At 45.9% G+C, this 23858-nt stretch carries 15 protein-coding genes; 9 read left to right on the forward strand and 6 right to left on the reverse strand.

All coding sequences use genetic code 11. From position 1 onward, the window contains the following. The first annotated feature begins 8 nt into the window (after nt 1-8). Complete coding sequence (locus M3630_RS19990) at nt 9-3275, forward strand: DUF1080 domain-containing protein (protein ID WP_251253255.1); 3267 nt, start codon at nt 9-11, stop codon at nt 3273-3275. 179 nt (nt 3276-3454) lie between these two features. On the opposite strand, the gene M3630_RS19995 is transcribed toward M3630_RS19990, so the two are convergent. Next, nucleotides 3455-3874 carry a hypothetical protein gene (locus tag M3630_RS19995; protein ID WP_251253256.1) on the reverse strand — a complete coding sequence of 140 codons (420 nt, stop codon included), beginning with the start codon at nt 3872-3874 and terminating at the stop codon, nt 3455-3457. A gap of 93 nt (nt 3875-3967) precedes the next feature. Between M3630_RS19995 and M3630_RS20000 the strand changes: the two genes are divergently transcribed. From M3630_RS20000 to M3630_RS20035, 8 genes are all read left to right on the forward strand, one after another. Then, on the forward strand, nt 3968-7927 hold the full coding sequence (locus tag M3630_RS20000; protein ID WP_251253257.1) for a hypothetical protein: 3960 nt from the start codon (nt 3968-3970) through the stop codon (nt 7925-7927). Between the two features lie 12 nt (nt 7928-7939). Next, nucleotides 7940-9088, forward strand: coding sequence for a beta-xylosidase family glycoside hydrolase (locus M3630_RS20005; RefSeq protein WP_251253258.1), 1149 nt, complete (start codon nt 7940-7942; stop codon nt 9086-9088). Nucleotides 9089-9108: 20 nt separating this feature from the next. Further along, a complete protein-coding gene (locus M3630_RS20010; protein WP_251253259.1) occupies nt 9109-11931 on the forward strand; it encodes a discoidin domain-containing protein in 2823 nt (940 codons plus the stop codon). Between the two features lie 65 nt (nt 11932-11996). Next, complete coding sequence (locus M3630_RS20015) at nt 11997-13154, forward strand: discoidin domain-containing protein (RefSeq protein WP_251253260.1); 1158 nt, start codon at nt 11997-11999, stop codon at nt 13152-13154. Nucleotides 13155-13157: 3 nt separating this feature from the next. Further along, nucleotides 13158-15314 carry a hypothetical protein gene (locus M3630_RS20020; RefSeq protein ID WP_251253261.1) on the forward strand — a complete coding sequence of 719 codons (2157 nt, stop codon included), beginning with the start codon at nt 13158-13160 and terminating at the stop codon, nt 15312-15314. Next, on the forward strand, nt 15314-17812 hold the full coding sequence (locus M3630_RS20025; RefSeq protein ID WP_251253262.1) for a hyaluronate lyase N-terminal domain-containing protein: 2499 nt from the start codon (nt 15314-15316) through the stop codon (nt 17810-17812). Before M3630_RS20020 ends, M3630_RS20025 begins: the two co-directional genes overlap by 1 nt. An 89-nt stretch (nt 17813-17901) precedes the next feature. Continuing rightward, entirely contained in the window at nt 17902-18255 is a 354-nt protein-coding gene (locus tag M3630_RS20030) for a hypothetical protein (RefSeq protein ID WP_047072301.1), read from the forward strand. A 170-nt stretch (nt 18256-18425) separates the two neighbouring features. Further along, nucleotides 18426-18722, forward strand: coding sequence for a hypothetical protein (locus tag M3630_RS20035; RefSeq protein ID WP_251253263.1), 297 nt, complete (start codon nt 18426-18428; stop codon nt 18720-18722). Between the two features lie 91 nt (nt 18723-18813). Here the strand turns inward: M3630_RS20035 and M3630_RS20040 are convergent, their stop codons facing one another. From M3630_RS20040 to M3630_RS20060, 5 genes are read right to left on the reverse strand one after another with little or no spacing between them, the layout of a single operon-like run. Further along, entirely contained in the window at nt 18814-19950 is a 1137-nt protein-coding gene (locus M3630_RS20040) for a M20 family metallopeptidase (RefSeq protein WP_106785383.1), read from the reverse strand. Between the two features lie 12 nt (nt 19951-19962). Continuing rightward, a complete protein-coding gene (locus M3630_RS20045) occupies nt 19963-20763 on the reverse strand; it encodes an ABC transporter permease (RefSeq protein WP_173610661.1) in 801 nt (266 codons plus the stop codon). Further along, nucleotides 20760-21602, reverse strand: coding sequence for an ABC transporter permease (locus M3630_RS20050; protein ID WP_173610662.1), 843 nt, complete (start codon nt 21600-21602; stop codon nt 20760-20762). Before M3630_RS20050 ends, M3630_RS20045 begins: the two co-directional genes overlap by 4 nt. Before the next feature lie 3 nt (nt 21603-21605). Beyond that, entirely contained in the window at nt 21606-22700 is a 1095-nt protein-coding gene (locus tag M3630_RS20055; RefSeq protein WP_251253264.1) for an ABC transporter ATP-binding protein, read from the reverse strand. 8 nt (nt 22701-22708) lie between these two features. Next, entirely contained in the window at nt 22709-23827 is a 1119-nt protein-coding gene (locus tag M3630_RS20060) for an ABC transporter substrate-binding protein (RefSeq protein ID WP_251253265.1), read from the reverse strand. Nucleotides 23828-23858 lie beyond the last annotated feature (31 nt).

Below are 23858 nucleotides of genomic sequence, written 5' to 3' on the forward strand. Positions count from 1 at the left end.
TTTGGGAGGTGAACCATTTGACCGGGATTTCTTCTCTAGCAGCCTATCAATTCAGACTTGCAGACCACTACGCTTCTATTCGCAACTATATCGGAAAAGTAACTTTCACGACCTCGCCCTCCCGCAAGTATTCCTTCGTCTATATTCCCTACGGACAAAGTGCCAGTATGGTCATGCTGGATTATTTGCTCGCAAACCAGAAATCATTTGCGGCTGATCTACAAGACTCTTTGCAGGATATGATTCGGAATGATACCAGCATGGCCAATCCCATGGAACTGGTCGTGGTATCCGATCGCTCGCCGCTTAAAGAGAGCTTGCTTCTGGACGATGCCCTGGATGCTGACCGAATCATCAAGCAGCCATTACAAGTTATTCGTCGTGTACATTTATCAGATCGGATTAAAGCAGCAGGAATGGCAAAGCTCAACCCTGCCCAAATGTCCGTACGCGTGAATAAGGATGAGCTGCATATAGATTTGCCACAAGGATCGGCGAGTCGTTCCATTTTTGCCGAAGCTATCATTGGGAAAGAACAACCTGTCGCAACAAGGACTAAGCGTTTCGCTGGAAAAAAGATGAATGAATGGTTCACGGGCGAGCGTTTCTCTGCCTTCGATTTATTCGTAAATACCGATAGAAGCTTGGCTGGGCGAAAGTTTTGGGCTTCTCTTTTTGTGCAGATGGAAAGAGAATACGCAACCAGATCAATCACTCACAATCTATCTATTGAGAACAACCTGCCTCTTTCAAGCCGGGATAACAGACATGCCCTGTATACGGATTGGTCCCGTTTCATTGGCGAGCGTCATTTTGTCTTTGAAATGACCCGTCACTTCGTGCAAACCTTCCACCGGATGAAAACAAAACCGACGAAGGTGCTTCGCGACATGGACTGGGCTTACCTCAAAGCCCGTCAGTATGACGCCTTGCTGCACTTCCTTCACCGTGCAAGCAGGATCGCTACGCAAGATTTAGCAATCCATCGGGCTTCTACAGGTTTTCGAACCATGCTCCAAGGTGGTTCCCTTTTACAGAATCGCGACTGGGGCTATCGAGATTTCACGCGTCTTCTCTCCCTCGATTCCTTTTCACCAACAGCCTTCCGACCATACCAAAATGACTTGTTCATCAATCGCTCTCGACTATATGCTACTCGTCCCTATCAATCCCCAGGCACACTCATCACGGAATATGCTATTGGTAATCGAGACGTAGTTTCGGAGCTCGCTATTTTCCTATCACAGATTACGGGAACCCGAACAATTCAAACAGATGCTTCGCTCATGACCTATCTGGAACAAAGCTCCCGACACAACAGTCACCTCTTGTTTGTTCCCAACCCCATCAATGATTCTCTTCGAGAGAAAACCAATCCGCTCTGGATTCCCCAGCACTTCGAACTCGGAAAGAAAGATCTTTCTCGTCCCACTTCGATTATCAAAGATGACCTTCGCGCAGATCGCCAGCTCGTACATGCTGCTCATCTTTGGGAAAAGGAACGCGCCATCGATCTTAGTGGGGGCAAAGCACCTAAGCCATCCTTTTATCAGGATGAGGATGACATTTTCGCCAATCTGGAAAATGTACGCCCAAGCCTCCTGGCAGAGGATATGATCTTCGCAACCATCTTGCGCTTACTGCCCGCTCATCTTTTGGAAGACATCCTTGCTTCCAAAGAATTCCCTTCCCACCTGATGGACGACATGATTTTTGCCTCGCGCCTGACAGACGGTCAGAGTATTTTAGAAGCACTCATGGAATGGGCGCTGACCAACAAAACTTTCGATGCTTACGTAGATGAAGAATTTTTGGAGGGTGTGCGGACGCGGGTTCAGGCATTGATCGAATCTGAAGTCATTTTCAGTAAAGCGTTGCAAGACAGAGCCGGCATTCTTTCCTTTGAGACATGGGAGTCCACCCGCCAGAATGAGATTCTCTCGCATCTGGAGGAGGACGGGGTTACAGGAAAACGGGAAGTATTGCTCTCTTCCACGGTTGAGGAGGTGGAAATCACCAGTCAAATGGAGGCAGCCCCTTCAACCATTACGGAAGCACTGGTCGGCGAAGATGTATTCCGTCCAGCCGAGCTGCAAATTGAGAATCCATTTGGTTACATGGAACCCGATCCGTCCTTTTTGTTCGACGAGCATACAGCCCGCAAATCCGCTCACGCCAGCGATCTTGACGAGTTGCCGGTCACCGCACTGTTGCGCAGCAGAATCACGGAATTGTGCAGCGGCTATCTCTTCGCTACCTCCCCGCATGAACGAGCCAGTTACCTCGTCGATTTATACGATGTGGCAGAAAAAAGCGCGCGTGATGGAGAACTGCAGGACGATGAATGGCGAAAGTATGCCAAGCTCGCGCTCGAGCAAACGGTATTGCATGAGCAACTAATTGCCTATCAGCCGGAAGCAGCAGCTCATCTGATCGAATCTATCCTCAGTTACAAACAACCAGATCAAGCTGTTATCAACGCAGATTGGGTCGCCTCCAACCAAGAGCGTGCTACCTCGCTGCTCACCCAAGTCATGGGTAAAAAAGAACTCGCAGATGCTGTCATCCTGGAATACTTGGCTGGCCAATTGGATCATAGAAAAGGTCATATCGAGAAACCATTACTTTCTGTTCGCGACTACAAGAAAGCATGGGCAGATCGTATAGAAGAAATAGGACAAGGTTTGGTCTACGACTACTCCAACGATGTTCTCGAAGCTGAGCATGATCCCGAGCATTGGTCAGGTGGTTTTTCTGTTCCAGAAGCATACGATCCACACGATCCATTCAATGCGTACTATCCATGGACGACGGATATGAATGCACTCGCGATGGGGCAAGACAACTGGACCCGTTTTGGCTCGGGCACTTGGGAGCATAATCGCGACCAAGGCACCTTTACCCATACAAAGGGCTCTAGTGGCATGAGTGGCATGAGTGGCTACATTCGAAACGACTTCACCTATACAGACTATCAGTTTGAGGTCGATTTCAAAGTAGATGAGCCCGCAGATGGAGACAGCGCTGGTATCGTGTTCAATTATCACAACGACCAGAACTACTGGATGTTCGTCGTCAGTGACGGAAGCGCCAGTGGTATGCCGCGGCCCATGCAGCTTTTTAAGGTAGAGAACGGCAGATCAACCATGTACTCTACCCCGATGAACCCGTTTGCCTGGGAAAAAGAGAAATGGTATACCCTGCGTGTTTGGGTTACGGGTAACCGCATCCGCGTCTGGGTAGATCATAACCTGCAATACGATTTTACCGATTAGAGGTGATCATTTTGGGTCATACGTTTGGCATTTTTTCTAAATCAGTGGGCAACGTCACATTCGGAAAAATGCGCTCCTCGCTGGTAGAGGGCGCATTCCACCCGAATCATCCGGACAATCCAGACAGCCCGAATCGTCCTCGTGCAGAGGATCGTTACGCTGGCTATCAGAATCCGCTCTTAGGTGATCCCGGCAAGGGTCAGATTGGTCGTTGGCAGACGGTTAATCTCGACTCTCTCGAAAGCATGATCGATCAGATGATTGAACAATTTGTCCGGGACAAAAATTGGTATGCCAAGGTTCGTTGCCGCGAAGCGCTTTGGAACATGTACCGTCGCCTGGAATGGTGGGTCAACCAGCAAATCGATCCGCAAAAAAACGACTACCAGCGCGCCTTGCTCATGGTACGCGATTGCATTTACAAAATCCTGAAAAACGCCGAGCAGCCGGATGGGACCCATCAAAATGTTTCGCTGCCAGTTTGTCCAGCTCCTTACTATCATCACTTTAGCGGCTATTATCTCAATCATTACGATGCCATCGATAAAGAAGTCCCTACATTTGATATGCGGACCCTCCCGCTGTCGGATAAGTTTCATGGCCTTTTCCGCTATGTCTCCTCGACGGAAGATCAGGAATGGAAGATGGTTCACTCGGTCGGCTCCAATGAGATGGCGGGGAGTGAAAACATCATGAAGCTGGATGTGACCACTCTCAAGCACGGTAATTCCAGCAAAGTGACTTTTCAATGGCGCTTTAAAAAGCAAGGCTTTATTCGTTTTAAATACATGGCCAGCACTGCTCCTGGCGATGGGTTGCTGTTTTTTATCAACAACAATCAGGTTGGCGGGGAATGGAATCAGAACAGCAGCTGGCAAGAAGCGAAGTTTCACGTCAAGCCAGGGCAGACGTATAAGTTTGATTGGTTTGTGCGTCGGATGAGTGATCGGCGGTTTGGGAAAAATGCGGTTTATGTTAAAGATGTGGAGTGCGTTGAGGTGGTGCAAAGCTTGGATGAGCAGACGCCGCCGGATGTGGATACGTTGGGGAACAAGGCTTTTGCTGATCCCAAATGGCAATGGCTTACCAGATCAAGCAAAAGCATCATGACGACTTACTATAACGGTGAAGTGACCAAGGAGATCAATGGGAGAGAAGTCTCCATCTCGCTAGACAACGAATGTGACGGTGTTTTTTCTTGGAGTCATAAAATGGGGAGAGTAACTCCACCCTATCAATTTGATGTTAACACTTTTTTTGATGACACTTTTCAACAAAGCATTATGCATGGTAGCGGACTATATGGAAGTTATGCTTCTTCTCACCATGGTCCTCCATGGTCACTTGATCCCTACGAGCACTACTCTGAGACCATATCCGGTGATGCTAACATTACTTACGATGTTCGCATCGGAGATAAGACCACGGTCGCTGTAAAGGGCGAAGTAGAATTAATCTGCCCTCCGCTGTCGATCGATCATTACAATCCACAAGTTATCTCAGATTTGGACGCGGATACAGCACACTTCTCTTTTTCCGGCGTAAACGTTTGGAAAAGATGGTCTCATCCCGATTTCAATATGCAAGCATTGGTAATGGAAGACCCCATACGCCAAGGTACTGGCGATGCATCCACTACCGTTACTCTTTTTGACGATGGCTGGTTTGAATTTGATTATGCTTGTGATTTTCGCCCTTCTGAAATACTTGAGGTGCTGGTAGACGGGGAGCAGGTGCTTGTGTCAGCCTCTACCAAAGAGATCCAATCGGCAAAAATCCCTCTTACCAAAGGCACTCATACGATTACTTTTCGAGTGACAGACAGTTATACGGAAGAGCCTTTTCGAGCTGAAAAGGACACAGACTTTGATTACGATGATGATTCCGAAAAAATACGTGGCCGCTTCGGAAGCTATATTTCTGTAGATCGCTCCAATGATTGGGACTACAACCGTAGTAAGAAGATGGCAACCACCTCTGAAAATCGGGCAGAGATCGATTATCAAGTGAAACTGAACCCTGGTGCTTCACTGAATTTTACAGAGAAGGTTTTACTGGAGCCAGCCATTGATTTAACAGACTTTGACCCGGATCGGTCCAAATACGTTCGTGTCTTTTCAGAGGACTTCAATTCAGGTGACGAACGTTGGAGTAGAGACATAGATGTCAGGGATAACTGGAAATGGGTAGACATTTACCAGCTCTATCATCCTGAATCAAATACTGGAGATATTGATGATGGTGTTCTGATGGTCAAGGATCAGGATGGAACCACAAACCGCGTTTATTTGCGTGATATCGAATTGGAAAATCCTGGCTTTGTCCGCTTTGAATATGGAGGAAAGTACAGTCGTTATGAATCGTTGAAGCTATATGATAACGGCAAACTGATTTGGGAAGGAAACGAAAATCACGAATCAGCCGTTGGTCTTTATCGGGAAGTTGCACTCCCTGCTGGACGGCATTCTTTGAAATGGGTTTACGAGGATATGGAAGAAATCGAAGTAGAGGTAGGGTATGGTTCAGGGGCTGGAGGCAGTGGTTCAGGAAGTACTGACGGCTCTGAAGAACTTACCCCGGAGGAAGGGGGTCAAAAATGTTACAAGGCTGGGATTAAGAATCATGACATAGATTATTCCCTTTACGATAGTGGATTACCTAGTAGTATCACAGGAAGAATGTTTTATAAGGGACATGAGCAATCAAAAAATGGCGGAATTGTCACTCGGGAAGTGACTGCTCCTAGTTTTGCCTCTTATACGTATTCCGAGAAGCTTAAAGTATTTGGGGGAACAGGCATACCGAATAACGCCCCTTCAAAATCTCATCTAGATTATAGCGGATTGAAACTAAATTCAAATCTGAAAATGATAAACGGATATCCCGTTTTATTTACAGATTCAATCGTTCCAGGTAACACGGTTAAACACGTCATTAGTTTTACTGGTGGGGGTATCATAACATTTCGTTGTAAATTCGCTTCTTTAGTAAGAGACCTGGATAAAAGTAAAGAACCAAAAATAGGGATAGAATATAAAGGCTATCGAGCATCCTTTCAGATGGTGTTATCCTCCACCCCACAAGGTAGCGGTGATTTAGTATGGTCCTGGAACCAAAATGCAGGTAGTTCTCGTGACTATAAAAATATTGATTGGTCAAAAGCGAAGGATGTTTTCGTTAAGCTAGATGATTATGGCAGACTATTCCCAGTAAGAAAGTGGTATTTACAGCTTATCTTTAAGGATGAATATCCTGATAATGATAAGGTAGATGGTAATCTACAGTTTGCCGCTATCAATAATTTAGTAATAACAACCACACAGCGGGATAACGAAGGAGAAGATCTTTATGACACGACAGAAGTAAAAATGGAAGTCATCGATAAATCCACAGGAAAATCTATAGGTAAACCATACCCAGCCTACTATAACAGTATGAGCCCATACAACCTAACAGAGAGAGAGCATCCTATACAGGTAATCATTCCACCAGGTAAAACCTATCAAATTCGATATACACTTATAAAAGGCCCTGGAACCAAAGGCGGATTACACGGTAATGGCGGATCATTTCGATTGTCTGAAGGAAAATTCAAAGAGAAATGGGAAGATTATTGTCACGACTCCAACGGACATTACTACCCCAAAAAAGAAACCCCTTATACCGGAACTCCCCCAACCCCACCTGCTACAGAATGGGTAATCCCTCCCGACTCATGGTGCTGGTTAGATGCCATCGAAATATGGGAAAGCCCTGATCCAGTTCGTTTATGCAAAGACACGAGATTACGTGTCAGAGTCTACGACGAGGATTCCGACGAATTGGTCTCCGAGGATGAATACGATGGTGATGACGAGCAATTAATCGAAGTTGCATTAAATAACAATACCCCAGAAGCAAAAAGGTACAGAGTAAATTACCGATTTTTAACGAAATGCGACGACATGGTTTCCCTATCGGACGCACATGTGCAATTGGAAGACGTGAAGCCTCTCCAAAAGTCATCCTGTACCGTCCTTGGGTTCAAGGTTACTGAAAACACGGCTATTTGGATGGGTGGATGCAACGGGAGCAAGATGCATTTGAACGTGTATGGACAAAACGGAACATTGATTCATTCACAAACCTTCCTGGAAGAAGGCAAGCAATCCTTTAGCCTCGCTTCCCTCCTACCTACCCCCTCCCCCTCCTATCGCTTTGAATTCATCACTGAGCAAAAAGGCACAACCAGCGCCGTCACTGGTAAAGAGTATAAAACAACATTTCGGATCAAGGATTTCCAAGCTACAGAAACATGGGAGCTGATTCCCGAACCCTTCAACTCCAAGCTCGAATTTTATATCGACAACATATTAATGGACACTTTCACGCAACAAGGCGGCTTCTATGATCACTACTACCCTGTCGAAGCGGGCAAGCATACGTATAAATGGAAATTCATCGCGCAAAGCAGCGGACAGGTCTGGGATGGTTGCGAAGTAGATTACATCAAACTAACCAACTGGATCTGCGACAAGGTCCTCGTCACCCCCTACTGCGATCCCGGCAGCGGAGACAAATGCGTCGAAGCACTGATCAAATGCTTGCTCGCGATCTGGAAACAACGCCCTGAGGCATGTGTGATTGGCAAACGAATATGGCTATTTACGTAAGGAGGTACTTCTATGAGTGTAGTTTCTCGGCGTAAATCGGGGTTTCTCTTCGAGGATTCTTTCGATTCTATTACCCTCGATTCCAAGTGGAACATGACACCAAATGACTCTTCAAGGTGGTCGCTATCAGGCGCACCAGGCTCGCTCCGTTTAAAAGGCGGAGCGGAGCCGCTTCAACTCTTTTTAGACACGCTTACCCCCGTGAAACAATTCGTCCTTGATATGAAAAATTCATACAATCCAAAAGCTTCCGGAAGTACAGGCGGATTGACTGTTTTCATAAACCACAATGATTTTTTCCAAGTCGAAGAATATTACGATGCTTCACAAGGCACTGCGAAAACCTTCCCCTGGCTTCGATTAATACGCGACTACAATACCTACACCGCTTACTGGTCCGAGGACGAAGCCATCTGGCACATCATCGGTTCAGAGGAATTCAACCGCCTTGCTCCCAAAATTGGTATCTTTCTCAACAGCAGCGCTACAAACGACTATCTGGACATAGAACACGTCCGCGTTTTCTCCCTCCCCACTCTCACAGTCTCAAACCTCTCCCCCGGCATCCGCGTGGAGCTGCTCGATTCCACAGGAGCCGTTGTCGACTCCAAAACGTGTCGGACAAGCCAAACATCCATTCGCTTTGATATGACTCAGCATCCTATTCCTTTCACTGGCTCCCTCCGTTTTGCGGAAGCAGACGGAAAAACAATCATTAGCTCCAGCGACCAGATGGAAATGTGGGGCGGAGACGAATACGACTTTTCTCCCTCTCTCACCCTCTTTTTTATCGATGGCGAAGGAAATGAGGTCCACCTGCAAGACAACACGGAGGAGTTTCTCGGTCATATGCTCCAAGGCCAGTATAGGGAAGTGAAAATGATCGCCCGAAATACGATGCATCATGGGACTTTTACGGGTATCCAAGGGGTTCTCACCTCCTATGCAGGTACCGATCAGTACAAGCGGCTAGTAGATGTCGCTACAGACAAAAACGGCGTGCCTGGTACGTGGGGCGATTCTTTCACCCTGCCGGATACTGCGGCAGGAAATGAACAAGTTTTCTGGACGCGGATTTCCCGTGAGACCGATCCAGCACTCGTTGATAAAACGACGCATGTCCATTTTGGGCTCAATTTGTCCGCCGTTTATACCAAATAAATCGAAAAGGAGCTGAACGTATGTCGGTCAGAATCACCCGAACAGGCACCGAAGTCGTCCTGGATCATAATGAGTTGGCCAACAAGGGAAAACGTACCCACGCTGAAATCGACTCCTACCTCCAGGAGCTGGATGATGCAAGAGAGAATAAACCGAGCTTACAGGATAAATTCCGTGAGCTAAAAGACAAAGACGATGAACAGGATCGTCAGCTTGATGCCGTGAAAGGTGCTGTTTCTACCTTTCAAACCGGGCTGAATACGTTATCGTCAACCGTCAGTGCAGCAGAAGCGAAAAATCAGACGCAAGATCTCCGTCTTTCGCAAGTCGAACAAAAAAACGCACAGCAAGACCAAACCATTTTGAAGCTGCAAAGCGATGTCTCCTCTAACCCGAATGCCGAGGTGATCGCTGCACGTCGGGATCGGGATGGGAAGACCTTTCCCAGTTTGAAAGCTCGGTTGGATGATATGCAGGGGAGGATTGGTTCTGGGGGTGGTGGGGGAAATAATGGGGGGGCCTCAAGCAGTTCCTTTGATTTACAGACCCCAATCAATATTTTACTGAATACCTTCCGTGATGCGGAAACACATAACAGGCCCGCCTATCGTCAAAACAACATGTATGTAGATGTATTTAGCGATTCCTCAGGAATTGATACCGAAAAGTCATCTTCTTTTGCCATTATAAATGGTACTGTCTCACCCGGGCTTTACGATACAAACATCATCATGTCCAGTCCAACTGAACCCGCCCCTTATCACGTAACCTCGTCTAGTGAAACATCTATTTACCCTGGATGGATGGGAATCAACGGAAATGTAACTGATTACTATTATTCAAATGGAGCGACTCCTCCGGCAGAAGGTCATTGGTGGCAAATTGACTTTTTCGTCCCCAAAATTATTACTAAGCTCGCAATTAAACCTCTTCGAATTTCCAGTGGACAGTACAGTATTGCCTCGTTTACGCTTCAAGGTTCAAACGATGATACGAATTGGACAGATATATACGCAGGATCTCCTGTAAACACTGATTCAGAAACAGAACACAACTTCACCAATACTTCTGCATACCGCTATTACCGCCTGGCCAAGCTTCGCAGTTATCTCAGGGCATACCCAGTGATTTATACCGGTTGGCACGAGATTAAATTCTATGAAGCTATTGACGCTGTTACGCTCGTGACTAAGGCAGTTAATGTTGGCCGCTCTCCAAAGAAGATTATTACAACTGCGGAGTATACTGACGCGGTCACCTTCGACCTGACCCTTGATGGAACAACTTGGGTAAACAACATCGATTTAAACAAGCTAATCGATACCTCTTCACTAAAAGGTACAAACCTCCAATTACGAGCTAACATTCCGTCTACAGGCAGTTTAAAATCGTTAGGATTTACTTGGTATGACGATAGTATGCTTGTTGAGATGCCAGGCAAAGAAGGGGGAGGCGGGGATCGTAGCAGTACCAAACCGTTAGTAGACGTTGTTGCTGCTACTAATATTTTGCGTAATGCTTATCGCACTTTAGAAGGTATGAATCAGGGAGCATCAGTTTGGCACAATTTGTATGCAGACGCTTTTGTAGATTCATCTGGGGTCGATGTATCTAAATCAGAAGCATTTCAAATACAAAATGGAAAGTTTACCAAAACTGCTGGAGCACCTTTCAACTGGAAGGATCTAGGTGTTCAAACCGCTTCATCTACTGGAGATTGGAATAATAGTAGCACTAACTTTAGACCTTACAAATCGAATAGTACTTCCCTTACCTATGCTGTTGAAAAAATCGCAGACGATAATGCTATCGCAACCCCAGGTGGATATACTGATTACTGGCTTCATAGTGGTACAAGTGCTGACTTATTCATGAAATGGGTAACACCTGTAGAAGTATATAAAATCATTCTTTGGATGAATGGTAGTTTAAGACAAAACGGACACGATTACTGCGATCATCAAATTTTTGTCAAAAATCCATCAACAGGTAAATGGGAAGCAGTTACTCCAAGGATTAATCTCGATTCTAAGACCGATAAAGGAGTACATGGAGACGGTTCATGGCACTACCCCATCAACCTAGACTATTTCGTTAATGAAATCAAAATAACTGTCTGGAATAAAAGTTCATATATGACCGTCACTGAGGTACAAATACTGCAAGCATCTGATAAAAATCCTGTTATGGTTTCCAAGCCAATTCCATTGGCAAAAGTCCCAACCCACCTTTTATTGGATGCAGAGTATGAGGGTAACGCCAGCATTGATTTGTCATTCGATGGAGGTACCACGTTTACAACTGGTTTTCCTTTGAATCAGTTGATTGACTTAAGCACTTTTTTACCAAGTAATTCTCTTGTCATTCGGGCCAACCTTAGTGATAAAGCAGTCCTCAACAATATTGGTTGCATTTGGTATGACAAAGACACTCTCCCCACCTATACAGATACGGTAGGAGGTAGTTCAGGGGGTAACGTACCTGGCAACGGTAATTCAATGATTCAAGTAGAAAAGTATGGAGTTACCGCATCACCTATTTCTCCCACAGAAGTAAATATTACCATCCCCTACACTGCTGATTATAAATTACCCCCTATTGAGGTTTTGAAATTTGCCCCCGGTAAACAAAATTATACTCTCGAAATTGCAGCCTTTTCTGGAAACGAGGCCTATAACTTTGACCATGACAATTATTTGGAGCTGGATGGTACGTTACGGCTTAAAACCAACTACTCAATTGAATTAACAGAAGACGTAGTGCTTCCATCTGGTAATAGTGTGTACTCTTTCCCCCTTGATGTGAATCAATTCTCGCATATAGAGAAAATCAAGTTGAATTGAATATAACTACGATTAGAGACGATTTAGTATTACGAAAAGTTCAATGAATTGTTGAGGTGAAAAAAATGCCTATTCCAGCAACAGCCGGACAAAAAAGAACAAACGTTTCAGACATGCAGATTGGTGATTATATCATTTGTGAATATTGGCAAAACAAAGCAGGCTCAACTGGAAGTCTTAGCTTACTTGGCACAGCAACTCGTGGTGAAATTCCAATCACAGGGATGACAACAGCAACAACCAGCGAAAATGGTGGAACGTTTTATTTTGTCAAGGTTGATAAAGGATTGTTAATTGGAGACAGAGTTGTACAACACTCCATTTCATGGGACGCATTAAATACAGGAAGGCTTATTCAAGGACTACCTTGGAATAATGGAAATATCATCCCTGTCATGACAGGAAACACAGCTCCCAGTGGTATTGCAAGTGCAAGTAGTAGCTTATCTAATACTCCTCCTTGGCATTCTTTTGATGAAAGTATAGCAACCGCTTGGCACTCTGCAAGCGCTCCATTACCTACATCTCCTGAATGGATTGTGTATGAATTTACCAAGCCAAAAATAGTAAAGCGGTACGATATTCTTGCATACTCATCAGCAGACCCTGCAAGACCAAAAGTATGGACTTTTGAAGGATCGAATGATGGAACAACCTGGGACGTACTTGATAGAAAATCAAATCGCACATGGACAGACAAGATGGAGGTTGTCATAGACAATAAGACTGCCTATAAAAAATATAGAATACACATCACAGAAAGAGTGGGAACTAACACTTATGTCCGCATAGGAGACATCAGAATGTATGAAGTGGCAGGTATTATACGGAGCTTAACAGGTGGAGTTGCTTATGTAGATGCAAATGGCGCAATGTCTACCACTGATAAGGGATTAGGTTGTTGGCCTGTAAATAATGAATGGGATAAGTATATTGTAAGCTTTCCGCAAGATTTGATTCAGAGCGGGAAGACATACAGAGATATTTTTAATACTGACTTAAATGTTGTTACATGGTGTCAGGATACGCCTACTAATGGGATGTCACATCCTGCAGGTGGCCAACCAAATCCATCTAGCAATATAGGAAGAGTCCATAGAGGGCTAGCGGAATCAACCGATGGATTAACTACTGAGTTTGCTTGGGCTACATCAACTTGGATCGGTCTATCAATGGGTATAAATCAAGGATTCCGTCCAGTATTTGAATATAGGGAGGTGTAGCGGATGGCTACAGTTGGAGATCAATTAACTACACCAGAGGCAGGATGGAAGAGATATGATAACACATATCCGTCTATTGCATATAATGGAACATGGGCGAAAAGAACAGGATACGCAGGTAGCTATGAATTCACAGATACTTACACTTCAACAGCAGGGGACACGGCAACATTTGACTTTGTAGGAACAAAAATCCGTATCATATCTTTTTTCTGGAACAACTTCACGGCAGATGCGAAAATCACGATTGATGGGGTCGCACATGCATTTAGTGAAAGAAGTGCTTCAAATACCCCACAAGTCATCGTATTTGAAAAAATAGGATTGTCTGAAGGCAAGCACCGTGTTGAGCTGAAATTGAATTCTGGGACAGATTATCTTGGAATTGATGCCATTGATATTGATGCTGATGGTAGAATTCTCCACCCTGATGAAGTCGTAGATGTAAAAGATTTAACTGTAGGAAAACGTATTCGTTTTAACTACTTGGCACCTGCTGGTACGTTTGGAACCATATCTATCGGAAAAGAAATGTCAGGACTTCTTCCCAATGCTCCTGCAATAAGTGCAAATGGTGATGGGTATTTCATCATGTACGGTACAAATCACAAAGGTGATAAGTTGCTGATGGCTGACCGCAATATCCAAACCATTTCATGGGATGCCTTAAATACTGCAGGGATTGCAAGCGGAAGCGGATCGCCAATAAAAAGCTTGCACACCATTCCAGGATTGTCTGGGTATTCTTCTGCCGTGTGTAAAGTTTCTGCTTCAACAGAGTATGACACAGCAAATTATCAGTCATGGAAGGCTTTTGACGGAATAGAGACTACGTACTGGACAAGTACTGCTGCTACTGAAACAACAGAAGAGATTGTAAAGATCGAGTATTCAACACCATCAAGAATTACTTCGTATTATCTATATGCCATATACAGTCCGAAAAAATGGTACTTCGAAGCTTCTAACGACGGAACTTCTTGGGATACCTTGCATACTGGAAATGAAGTATCAAGCTGGCACGGTCTCAAAAAGACCTTCTCATTCAAAAATGATAAAGCTTATACACAATATCGCATCAGAGTATCAGAACGTTACGTATGGAACGGACTTTATTATGTGGGCTTTTATACTGTCCAATTGTTCACATCCTCTGATAGAGAAATAACATTGCGACTACCGACAGGCGGAGTAAACTCATCGGATAAAGACAACGAATGGGATGAGTACATTACCGATGACCAGATCTGGAATAATGTAAATCACGGTTCATGGACCAGTACGACCGATCAATCCAATTCAAAGGCCCGCGTGATTCGAGGTTATAACGGTCTCAAAAACTGGACATCTGGTTCAACAGATCTTACAACTCCAGGCCGAGGCTTCCGTCCGGCTCTTCTGATTGAGTCAATAAACAATAGATTTCTTATACAAGACGGTACAGATGTGAAAACGTACACTTCTTCCGGCTGGGAAACCGTCGGCGCTGCTCCCCCTACAGACGATATGTTTTTAAATAAAGGCATGCTCGACCTCTCTACATGCGCCCCGTACTTGAAAGATTTAATCGACAAATCCCACATCAAAATCCTTGTTTCGAAACCTAAAAGAGAGCCCTCCGTTGCTTATCTTACTGGCATCCCAGTACCAAGAATCGTAAAGATGAATAATGATGTTAGCTTTCTCAACACATCAAAAGTCAACTCTTTAACCTTATCAGGTACAGAGACAGGCGTCCTAAGGATAGCAATAAGTACAGACAGTGGAACAATATGGGAAACAAAACAAATGGATGGCTCGTGGACAACAGTTGATATTACTAACCCCATTGATTTCAAAGCAAATGCAATGACAATAGACGATTTCAATAGCATCCAAAACTGGGACGAGAAGCTTGGTAAAGCTAAAAACTTGCGATTCGCCTTCTACTTCGAACAGTCTTTATCCGCTGATGAAACAAGTTTAGACTCCCTTACCATGAATGTGGACTTACTAGATTCTTGGGATATGGCGATGCCCGGAGTTGATTACAAATACGGGTATAACCGAAATACCAATTTGCGTATCCTTTTACTCTCAGATGGAGATTACAAAATAAACATAAGCTCTGGCGGTAGCAGTGGCTCCACGATCACAGAAGTAGATGGAGGTACATTCTAATGGCTCTACCAATCAAATTCAAACGAGGAAAAGAAACTAATTTACCTTCTTCAGCTCCTGCAGGGGAACCGCTTTTTACTACAGACACGCATAAACTATTTATTGGGACTGGTACGGGGATTATTAGTGTCGGGGCTGATCCAGCATTAAAAGACCGGATTGATTCCATAGAAAAGCAGCGAAGCACCATTACTTATACGCACCACGAAGATTTTAGCAACCGCTCCCGTATTGATTTTGATAAAACTACGGCAGCAGTTCAGACAAACGCAGTCAGAGTTGCCAAAACAGCTTCCTTTCAAGAGAGCTTTGAAAACACCAATTACTACGACAATATCAACTCCAGTAACATCCTATTCGATACTTCGGCCCAAAAAGCATCACTTGCCCTCGGAAATCTGGAAGGAATTCTCTATACCAAACCGATCCCTGTTAAAAACTCCGATTCCGTCACGATAAATACCAATACTATCCTTCCTTCTACGATGGCGTTTTCTCATTCGGAACGTCTTACCAACGATGATACTCGCTCCTATTTCCAGCCAATTGCATTTACAGATCGAACGAATCGGACATGGCATGTCGCTTTCCTGAAAACCGAGGGAGTTTATTATCGGGTTGAAAACCCAGATGGATCGCTTGCTTTTGAGAAAATATCTTCAACTCCCTTCAGTTCTGATTTTGATCCTGCTTCCTCTTATGGAAGCTTTGTTCCTAATGTAAGTTTCGTGGTCGACTATAACAATCGTGTATGGCTGGGTGTGCCGACTAGCAAAAATAACTACAATAGACACCTGTATCTTGGGTGCATTAATAGTGATGGCAGTTTCATTAAGGATTGGCGAATCATCAGTACCGCAAGTAATGCAGATCTTTATTACAAGTCTTCGTCTCTATGTGTAGATAAAAATAATCATATTTGGTTTGGTTGGACATATGGATCCATGAGCACATATGTCATAAAATTCGATAGTGAAATGAATATCTTAATACCGGCGTTTCCACTACCGGGAACGAATTCTTTCGCTTATGGACACTTGATCAGCCTTAACCTTTTTTATGACAATGCGCAAGAGGCAATTGTATCCATCCATCATACAAATAGCAAGAGTGGGGTCTACCTCACAAAAATAAGCCTAATGGGCGCTCCCATACAAACTATCAAGCAACTTACTATCCAGCACTTCACTGACTCCTTAGCCACTTATTTTGACCCAGATACACGTAAAATTATTGTTGCAGCCGTACAAAATGCCAGTCCTCGCTTCATTTATGTTTGTACAATAGACCCTGTTTCAGGTACCTTACTTCAAGCAAAAGCACTTACCCGAACTGCCGATCGTATCCACAGCTTAGTGAAGGACGGGAATACCTACCGCTTCACCTATGACACCCAATTGACTGGAAAAATCTGCTCCTTATCTGTGAATGCAGATACACTGGACATCGCCGATGATGAGACACTCGTGACGAATTTTAATGGCAGCCTCTCCTATGTCTATAAGGACTCCAATCAAAATATTCGCTGTGTTTACGCATCCACCGCCTATAGTAAAAATCTCACGATGATGCGTAGTAATTTTGTATCTACCCCCTCTTCAATAAAAGTGGAAATTTCCCCAGACTATGGGGCACAGTGGTTACCAGCTCAAAATGGACAAGAGATAAAGTTTTCATCTCCAACCGATACGGTCAACCTTAGGATAAAGCTAATAACGCCAACAGTAACCATGACCCCAGAGATAACAAAATTCAGCCTGACAATCGGGGGAGAATCAGGCGATCTCACACAAGAATTCGTCAGTAATCGCCTGCCGTCTGTATTTCCCATTCTTAATGCAGTGTTAACAGCAGAAGAGGATCAGAAGCATGGTACAATCAGTTGGTTTCTATCCAATGACGGGGGTTCTAATTGGCTTCCTACAACATTAGGGGAACAGATTACCTTCCAAAATCCGATCAACTCAGACCTGAGAGTAAAAGCAATTCTTCATTCTCCGAGTGGAGTTCTTGATAGTCCAGCCATCCATAGCTTCACCGTCCTTTCCTCCAATCTTGTATCCGATTTTATAGGTAAAACAGGAACCAACCTGACCGCCACCATGTCCGCCGACCAGATCTTAAACGCAGCTGACACCTTCACTAAAATCAATTTCAATACAACCACCCACGACGCCCTCCAAGAGTTCGATAAAAACCAAAGCCGCTTTGTTGCAAAAGCACTTGGCGACTACTTAATCGTTGGCTCAGCACGAATCAAAAGCCCAACCACCTCACCAAATGGTCTACAACTAGAAGTACGAATCAATGGTGAACTCCATAAAGTACTCAGCAGCATCGTCTCCTATTCCAACCATTCCTGGTGTTTAAACGGTTCAAGCATCGTTCAGCTAAAGCCCGGCGACTACGTAGAGCTTTTCGGCTACTCTTTTTTTGCCAACAGCGTCATAGAAGCCCTCCCCGCTTATACTTACTTCCAAATCAAGCAGTTATGGTAAAAGACAAGCTCTCAAACCACCGTGAGAATTTCTCCAAACTGTCTACTCTATATATAAGACCTCACAAGAGAAAGCAGGTGAATAAACGGATGATCCAAACACTACTCAACTCTTCCACTCTCCCCTTGGTAGTATCCAGTGTACTGACCGCAATCGTTACGTATCTGGTTGCTCGCCACAACAACAAGAAAGAGTTGATGATAACAGACAGGCAACAAATCTCGCAGGAGAACCAGCAAATTCGCCAGGAGCTTCGTCAGGAAATGGACAAGCTTCGGGAAGAACTCCATGTTTGGCGCAACCGTTGCATGGAGCTTGAAACCATCGTACAGGAGTGGCGAGATAAATACACGACGCTGGTAGTAGAGAGGCAACAGCTGGAGTTTCGTGTAAAAGAACTGGAAACCGAACTCAAAACCTACATGCAAGCGAGGATTTCCTAGATGTTGCCGATCCAGCCGTACCTCCTCCACAAGTCATCATCAACGAAAGTGACACCTACCTACCTTTGGGCGAAATCTCGCCTCATGAACTAACTCCCTCCCAAATGAATGACGGCTGGATGTTTTCCCCGAAGTACGCCCCGCTCTACTTGCAAAAGGAGGAACAACCTTTGATTCACATTGACCAATTCATTCACAGCCTGAGTCTGCTTACTTTTATGGCGATCTTGATTGAAGCCGTAACCGAAATTTTAAAGAATGCCTTCCCCGTACTAAAAGACCGCTCCACTTACATCCTCTCCATCCTCATCGGCATTTCGCTCTCCCTCGCTTTTCAAGTCAACCCCTTTGGTCTTGAGGGCAGTGGCTACTACGTTTCTGCCGTGCTGGCTGGTATCCTCACCAGCCGCGGAGCGAACTACCTCAATAGCTTTGTGAAAAAGCTGAATACATCCTCGAAACAATAACTTCTCCTTGTCCGCACAAAAAGGCACCTGGCCTGATGCAACCATCTTACGCATCAGGCAGGTGCCTCTTCTCTTTTTCTCTTGCTTCTCTCTATACTTCCTCTATCAACCGCGCCAACAAGGTAGCGCGCGTCGATATTTCTCCCAGTTCGATCCATTCATCCGGCGAGTGGGCGTAGCCACCCTTTACACCAAGTCCATCCAGCGTCGGGACTCCGCAAGCAGCAGCGAAATTGCCATCGCTGACTCCACCTGTCCCCGACTCTTCCAAAGCCATCCCTAGTTCATTGATGCTAATCGATTGTGCAAGGGAAAATAATTTGCCTGTCTCTTCGGTTCGTTCCATCGGCGGTCGGCGAATGCCTCCCTTTACACTGATGTTTGTACCGGCGAGCACTGGCGTGAGCTCGCTCATTACCTTCTCAATGCGTAATGCCTCTTCCATCGAGATAAATCTCACGTCTACTTCTGCTTCTGCTGAGTCGGCTACGACATTGGAGCCAATACCGCCCTTGATGACGCCCACATTGACGGTCGTTCCTTTTTCATAATCGGTCAAGGCATGCAGAAATTGCACCTGTCTCGCCAGCTCTTCAATAGCAGAGACACCTTTTTGATGATCGACGCCCGCGTGTGAGGAAATTCCGCTGACTGCCAAGGTAAAATGGGCGCTTCCCTTCCGCCATGTTTTGAGTGCGCCGCTCGGTTCGGTCGGCGGCTCCAACACAAAGCTCGCCACCGAACGCGCGGCTTCTTCTTCTACCAGTCGGCGAGAAGTCGGGCTGCCGATCTCCTCGTCACTGTTTAGCAGGAGCACGATTTTTTTATCTGCTGGCAGGCGATCCAGCTTTACCAATGCCCGCATGGCAAACATTGCTTGCAAAACGCCCGCTTTCATATCGTATACGCCCGGCCCGTACGCTTTCTCATCCCGGATCGCAAACGGTCGGCGAGCCGCCTCTCCTTCTAGCCATACGGTATCGTAATGGCCGATGATGAGGATTTGTTTTTCCCCGTTGCCCAGCGTACAACGCACCTGATCGCCATACGTCTTATTCGGGATTAGCTCTGCTACTCCCCCTGTCAGCCGTTGAAACTGCAGAGCGAACCAGCCCGCCATGCGGTCGCCCAGCTGTTTGTCACGAGAAGGCGAGTCCATGTTGACTGCCTCTTCGAGTAGCTGGAGATAGTGGGGCATATTCTCTTGTACATAAGTGTGGATTGACATAGTGCCTCTTCCTTAGTGAGATTGTGAATTGAGTCCGAACAGGCGCTCTAGTCCGTACACTTTTTCCAACAAGACGATGAACACCAGACTCAGCAGGATGACCACCGAAGAAATCGAAGCCACCAACGGGTCAAGTGTTTCCTGCATATAGGTGAAAATCGCGAGTGGCAGCGTCGTCGTATCCGGTGCCACCAAGAACAAAGAAACCGTCACATTGTCAAACGACGTCAAGAACGAAAAGATCATCCCCGACACGATAGCCGGACGCAACAGTGGCAACGTAATATCCCAGAACACCCGAAACGGATGGGCACCCAGCATGTATCCCGCTTTTTCCAACGTATAATCGAACGAGCTAAGCCCTGTGAGCACCAGCCTGACGACATACGGAATCGAGATCAGCATGTGCGCCAGCAAAAGTCCTGTAAACGTCCCCGCGATACCAATTCGCGTGAAAAACAGCAGCGCGGAAATCCCGATAATCAACGAAGGAACGGTAAGCGGTGAAAGCATCAGTGCGTTGATGATGCCGCTCCCACGAAACTTGTATTTGGACAGCGCGAATGCAGCCAATGTCCCTAAAAAAGTCGCCAAAATCGCCGTTATCGTAGCTAGCTTCAGACTGATCCACAACGAATCGATGAACTCCGGCCGATCCAAAATCATTTCATACCACTGCCACGAAAATCCTTCGGGCGGAAAAGCGAGGTATCCGGCTGCCGTAAAGGAGCTCGGGATGATGACCAGAAATGGCAGATTGACCAAAACAAGCACAAAGAACGTGATGAGTCCAAGTACGTTTATTTTTTTCATGACGCAAACACCTCTTTATACCGCTTGGTTTCAATCAGCTTTGTATACAAAGTCACCAATAGGATCGTGCTGCCCAAGAGCAGGAAGGCAAGTGCCGCACCCAAAGGCCAGTTCAGTGTCGCCATGATTTGCTCATAGGCAATGACAGGCAAGACTTTCACGGACGTTCCCCCCATCAGGGCAGGTGTCACAAAGGCGCTCATCGACAAGCTGAACACCAGTGTCGTCCCGGCAATAATCCCCGGCAAGCACAAGGGCAATGTCACACTGAAAAACGTACGTACGCGGGAAGCCCCCAAAATCGATGCCGCCTTATTCAAGGACGGATCAATGGCATACAAGCTGGTTGCAATCGCCAGAACCATGTAGGCAATGAAGGAATCCGTCAGACCGATCACAATACCCAGCTCGTTATACAAAAGCCGCAACGGTTGATCGATCAGACCCAGACTGATCAACGTCTCATTGATCCACCCTTTCTCCCCCAAAACCACTACCCAACCGAAGTTGCGAATAACCACACTGATAAGGTGAGGGGCCAGGATCAGCATCGTGACGATTCCACGCATTTTCCCTGTAGCCTGCGCCATGTACATCGCTACAGGAAATCCGAGCAAGAGGCTTACCAGAACCGTCCAGAGACTCACGCGAATCGTCCGCCAAAGAATCTCCAAGTAGTACGGATCTTGTATAAATAATGAATAATTGTGCAAAGAGAACGCCTGATTCTCATCCTGAAAGCTGAGCAAAAGCATCATCAGCATGGGGAGGATGAATACGCCAAGCAGCAAAATCATCGCAGGTGCTGTCAACAATGTAACCGAGAGACGCTTGCTCATCCGTCATCCCCTTCCCGCGGGCATGACCAGTACGTCGTCCGCGTTCCATTGACAGTAAACCGTTTGACCTTCTTGGCGGTCCACCGAACTATCGGTCATTTGGACTTTTGCCGAAAGCGTATGCTCCCCGACCTTGACCTCACATTCTGTGTACGAGCCCAGGAAGGAGGCAAGCTGCAAATGTCCTTTTACCCGATTCGCTTCCTCACTGACTGTTGTATCGGTCAGCTTGATTTTCTCTGGTCGGATAAAAATGATCACTTTTTCATGGAGTGCCACAGTTCGCTGTTGCTTTGCCGCCTTTACGAGCATTCCACCAGTCGTCCTCAGCGTGAGTACATCCCCGTCCATTCCGATGACTTCCCCTTCCAAACGGTTCGTCTTACCGATGAAAGTATGCACGAATTCAGATGCGGGCTGATTGTAAATCTCCAGCGGTGTACCGATTTGCTCCACAAATCCGTGATTCATGACCACGATGCGATCAGAAAGCGCTAGCGCCTCTTCTTGGTCATGGGTAACGAAAATGGTTGTAACGCCAATTTCGTGATGTAAGCGCTTTAACTCATCGCGCAGCTCTTCACGAAGTTTGGCATCCAGGTTACTGAGCGGCTCATCCAAAAGCAGGAGAGACGGTTCAATAACAAGCGCCCGTGCAATCGCAATCCGCTGGCGTTGTCCGCCGGAGAGTTGTTTCGGATAGCGGTCTGCTACGTTTGGCAGCTTGACCAGCCCAAGTACACGATTCACACGCTCTTGCATTTCTTGCTTGTTCACTTTGCGCAATTTCAAGCCGTAGGCGATGTTTTCCGCTACGGTCATATGCGGGAACAGCGAGTACGTCTGAAATACCATGCCCAGCTCCCGTTTGTACGGAGGCACGCCATTCATTCGCTGCCCTTTGATCAACAGGTCCCCGCCATCCGGGTCCAAAAAACCGGCAATCATATTCAAGGTCGTGGTCTTACCGCAACCAGATGGGCCGAGGAATGAAATGAATTCGCCTTGCTCCACCTGCAGGTTGAAGTTTTGAACCACGACATTGCTTTGAAATTTTTTCATGATGCCGCGCAGTTCAACATCAATCACCTTGGTCACGTAAATACCTACTTTCCTGTTTTAGGTGCGATTTCTTTGTTAAAGCGATCAAGCCAAGCAGATGTTTCCTTGCTCACTACGCTATAGTCGAAGTTGACAACCTTTGTACGATCGAATTCCAATGTTTTCGCTACATCGTCTGGCAGCTTCACAGATGTTGCCGGATTGTAGTACAGCTTCGTTGCGTACATCGTTTGAATTTCATCCGTCAAAAGGAAATCAACGAATGCTTTTGCCGCTTTTGGACTCTTCGAACCTTTTACCAGCGTAGCTACGTTCGGTACGATGTTTCCGCCTTCTTCAGGGAAAACGAACTCCAATGGTACGCCTGCCTCTTTTTGTGTCAAGCTACGCGCCATTGTCCAAGTAGTGTAGGCTGCGCTCTTGTTTTGCAGATTTTGCTGAAGCTGTGCTGCACTCTTCGCAAAGGTCGGCATGTATCCTGCAATCGTTTCCATTTTTTTAAAACCTTGTTCGATGTCTTTCTCAGACCCGCCATTTGCGTACGCCAACATGATCATTGCAGAGCGTCCGAAGTTGCTCGCTACGTCTGTCATCGTGATGTAGCCTTTCACTTCAGGCTTGGCCAGGTCATTCCAGGACTTCGGTACAGGCAAGCCTTTTTCTTTTACCAGGTCCGCATTGTAGGAAATCCCCATCGGCGTGAAGTTTACAACTACACCGCTATCCTCCGTCACTCGCAAATCTTCCGGTACGTTTTTCATGTTCGGGATATCTGTTGCGGATACCGTTTCCCACAAGCCTTCTTGACGTCCCTTCTCTTGTTCGCCGCCTTCAACGATTGTCAGGTCGATTTGCGGAGCATTTTTCTGTGCCTTAACCTTCGCTACGATCTCCGTAGAAACACCAGAAACATAGGTCAGCTTTACATTCGGATACTTCTCGTTAAACTTCTTGAACACTTCATCCTTCATCATCTTTTCAACGGTCGCGCCGTTCCCTGCTACTACCAGTGTGTCTTCCAGCTGAGCTTGTGCCTCGGTGCCGCTATTGTTGCCAGCAGCCGGTGAAGGAGCAGATGTTTGCGGCGTGGAGGAGCCACATCCAGCCAGCAAGGAACCAGTCAAAGCGAAAATGGACAAGACGGATAATGCCTTTTTCTTCATGTAAGTTCGACCCCCGATTGTCTATATTGTT

Origin of the sequence: Brevibacillus sp. MER 51 (genome assembly GCF_023714195.1) — a bacterium.
In the GTDB taxonomy this organism is placed as follows: Bacteria; Bacillota; Bacilli; order Brevibacillales; family Brevibacillaceae; genus Brevibacillus.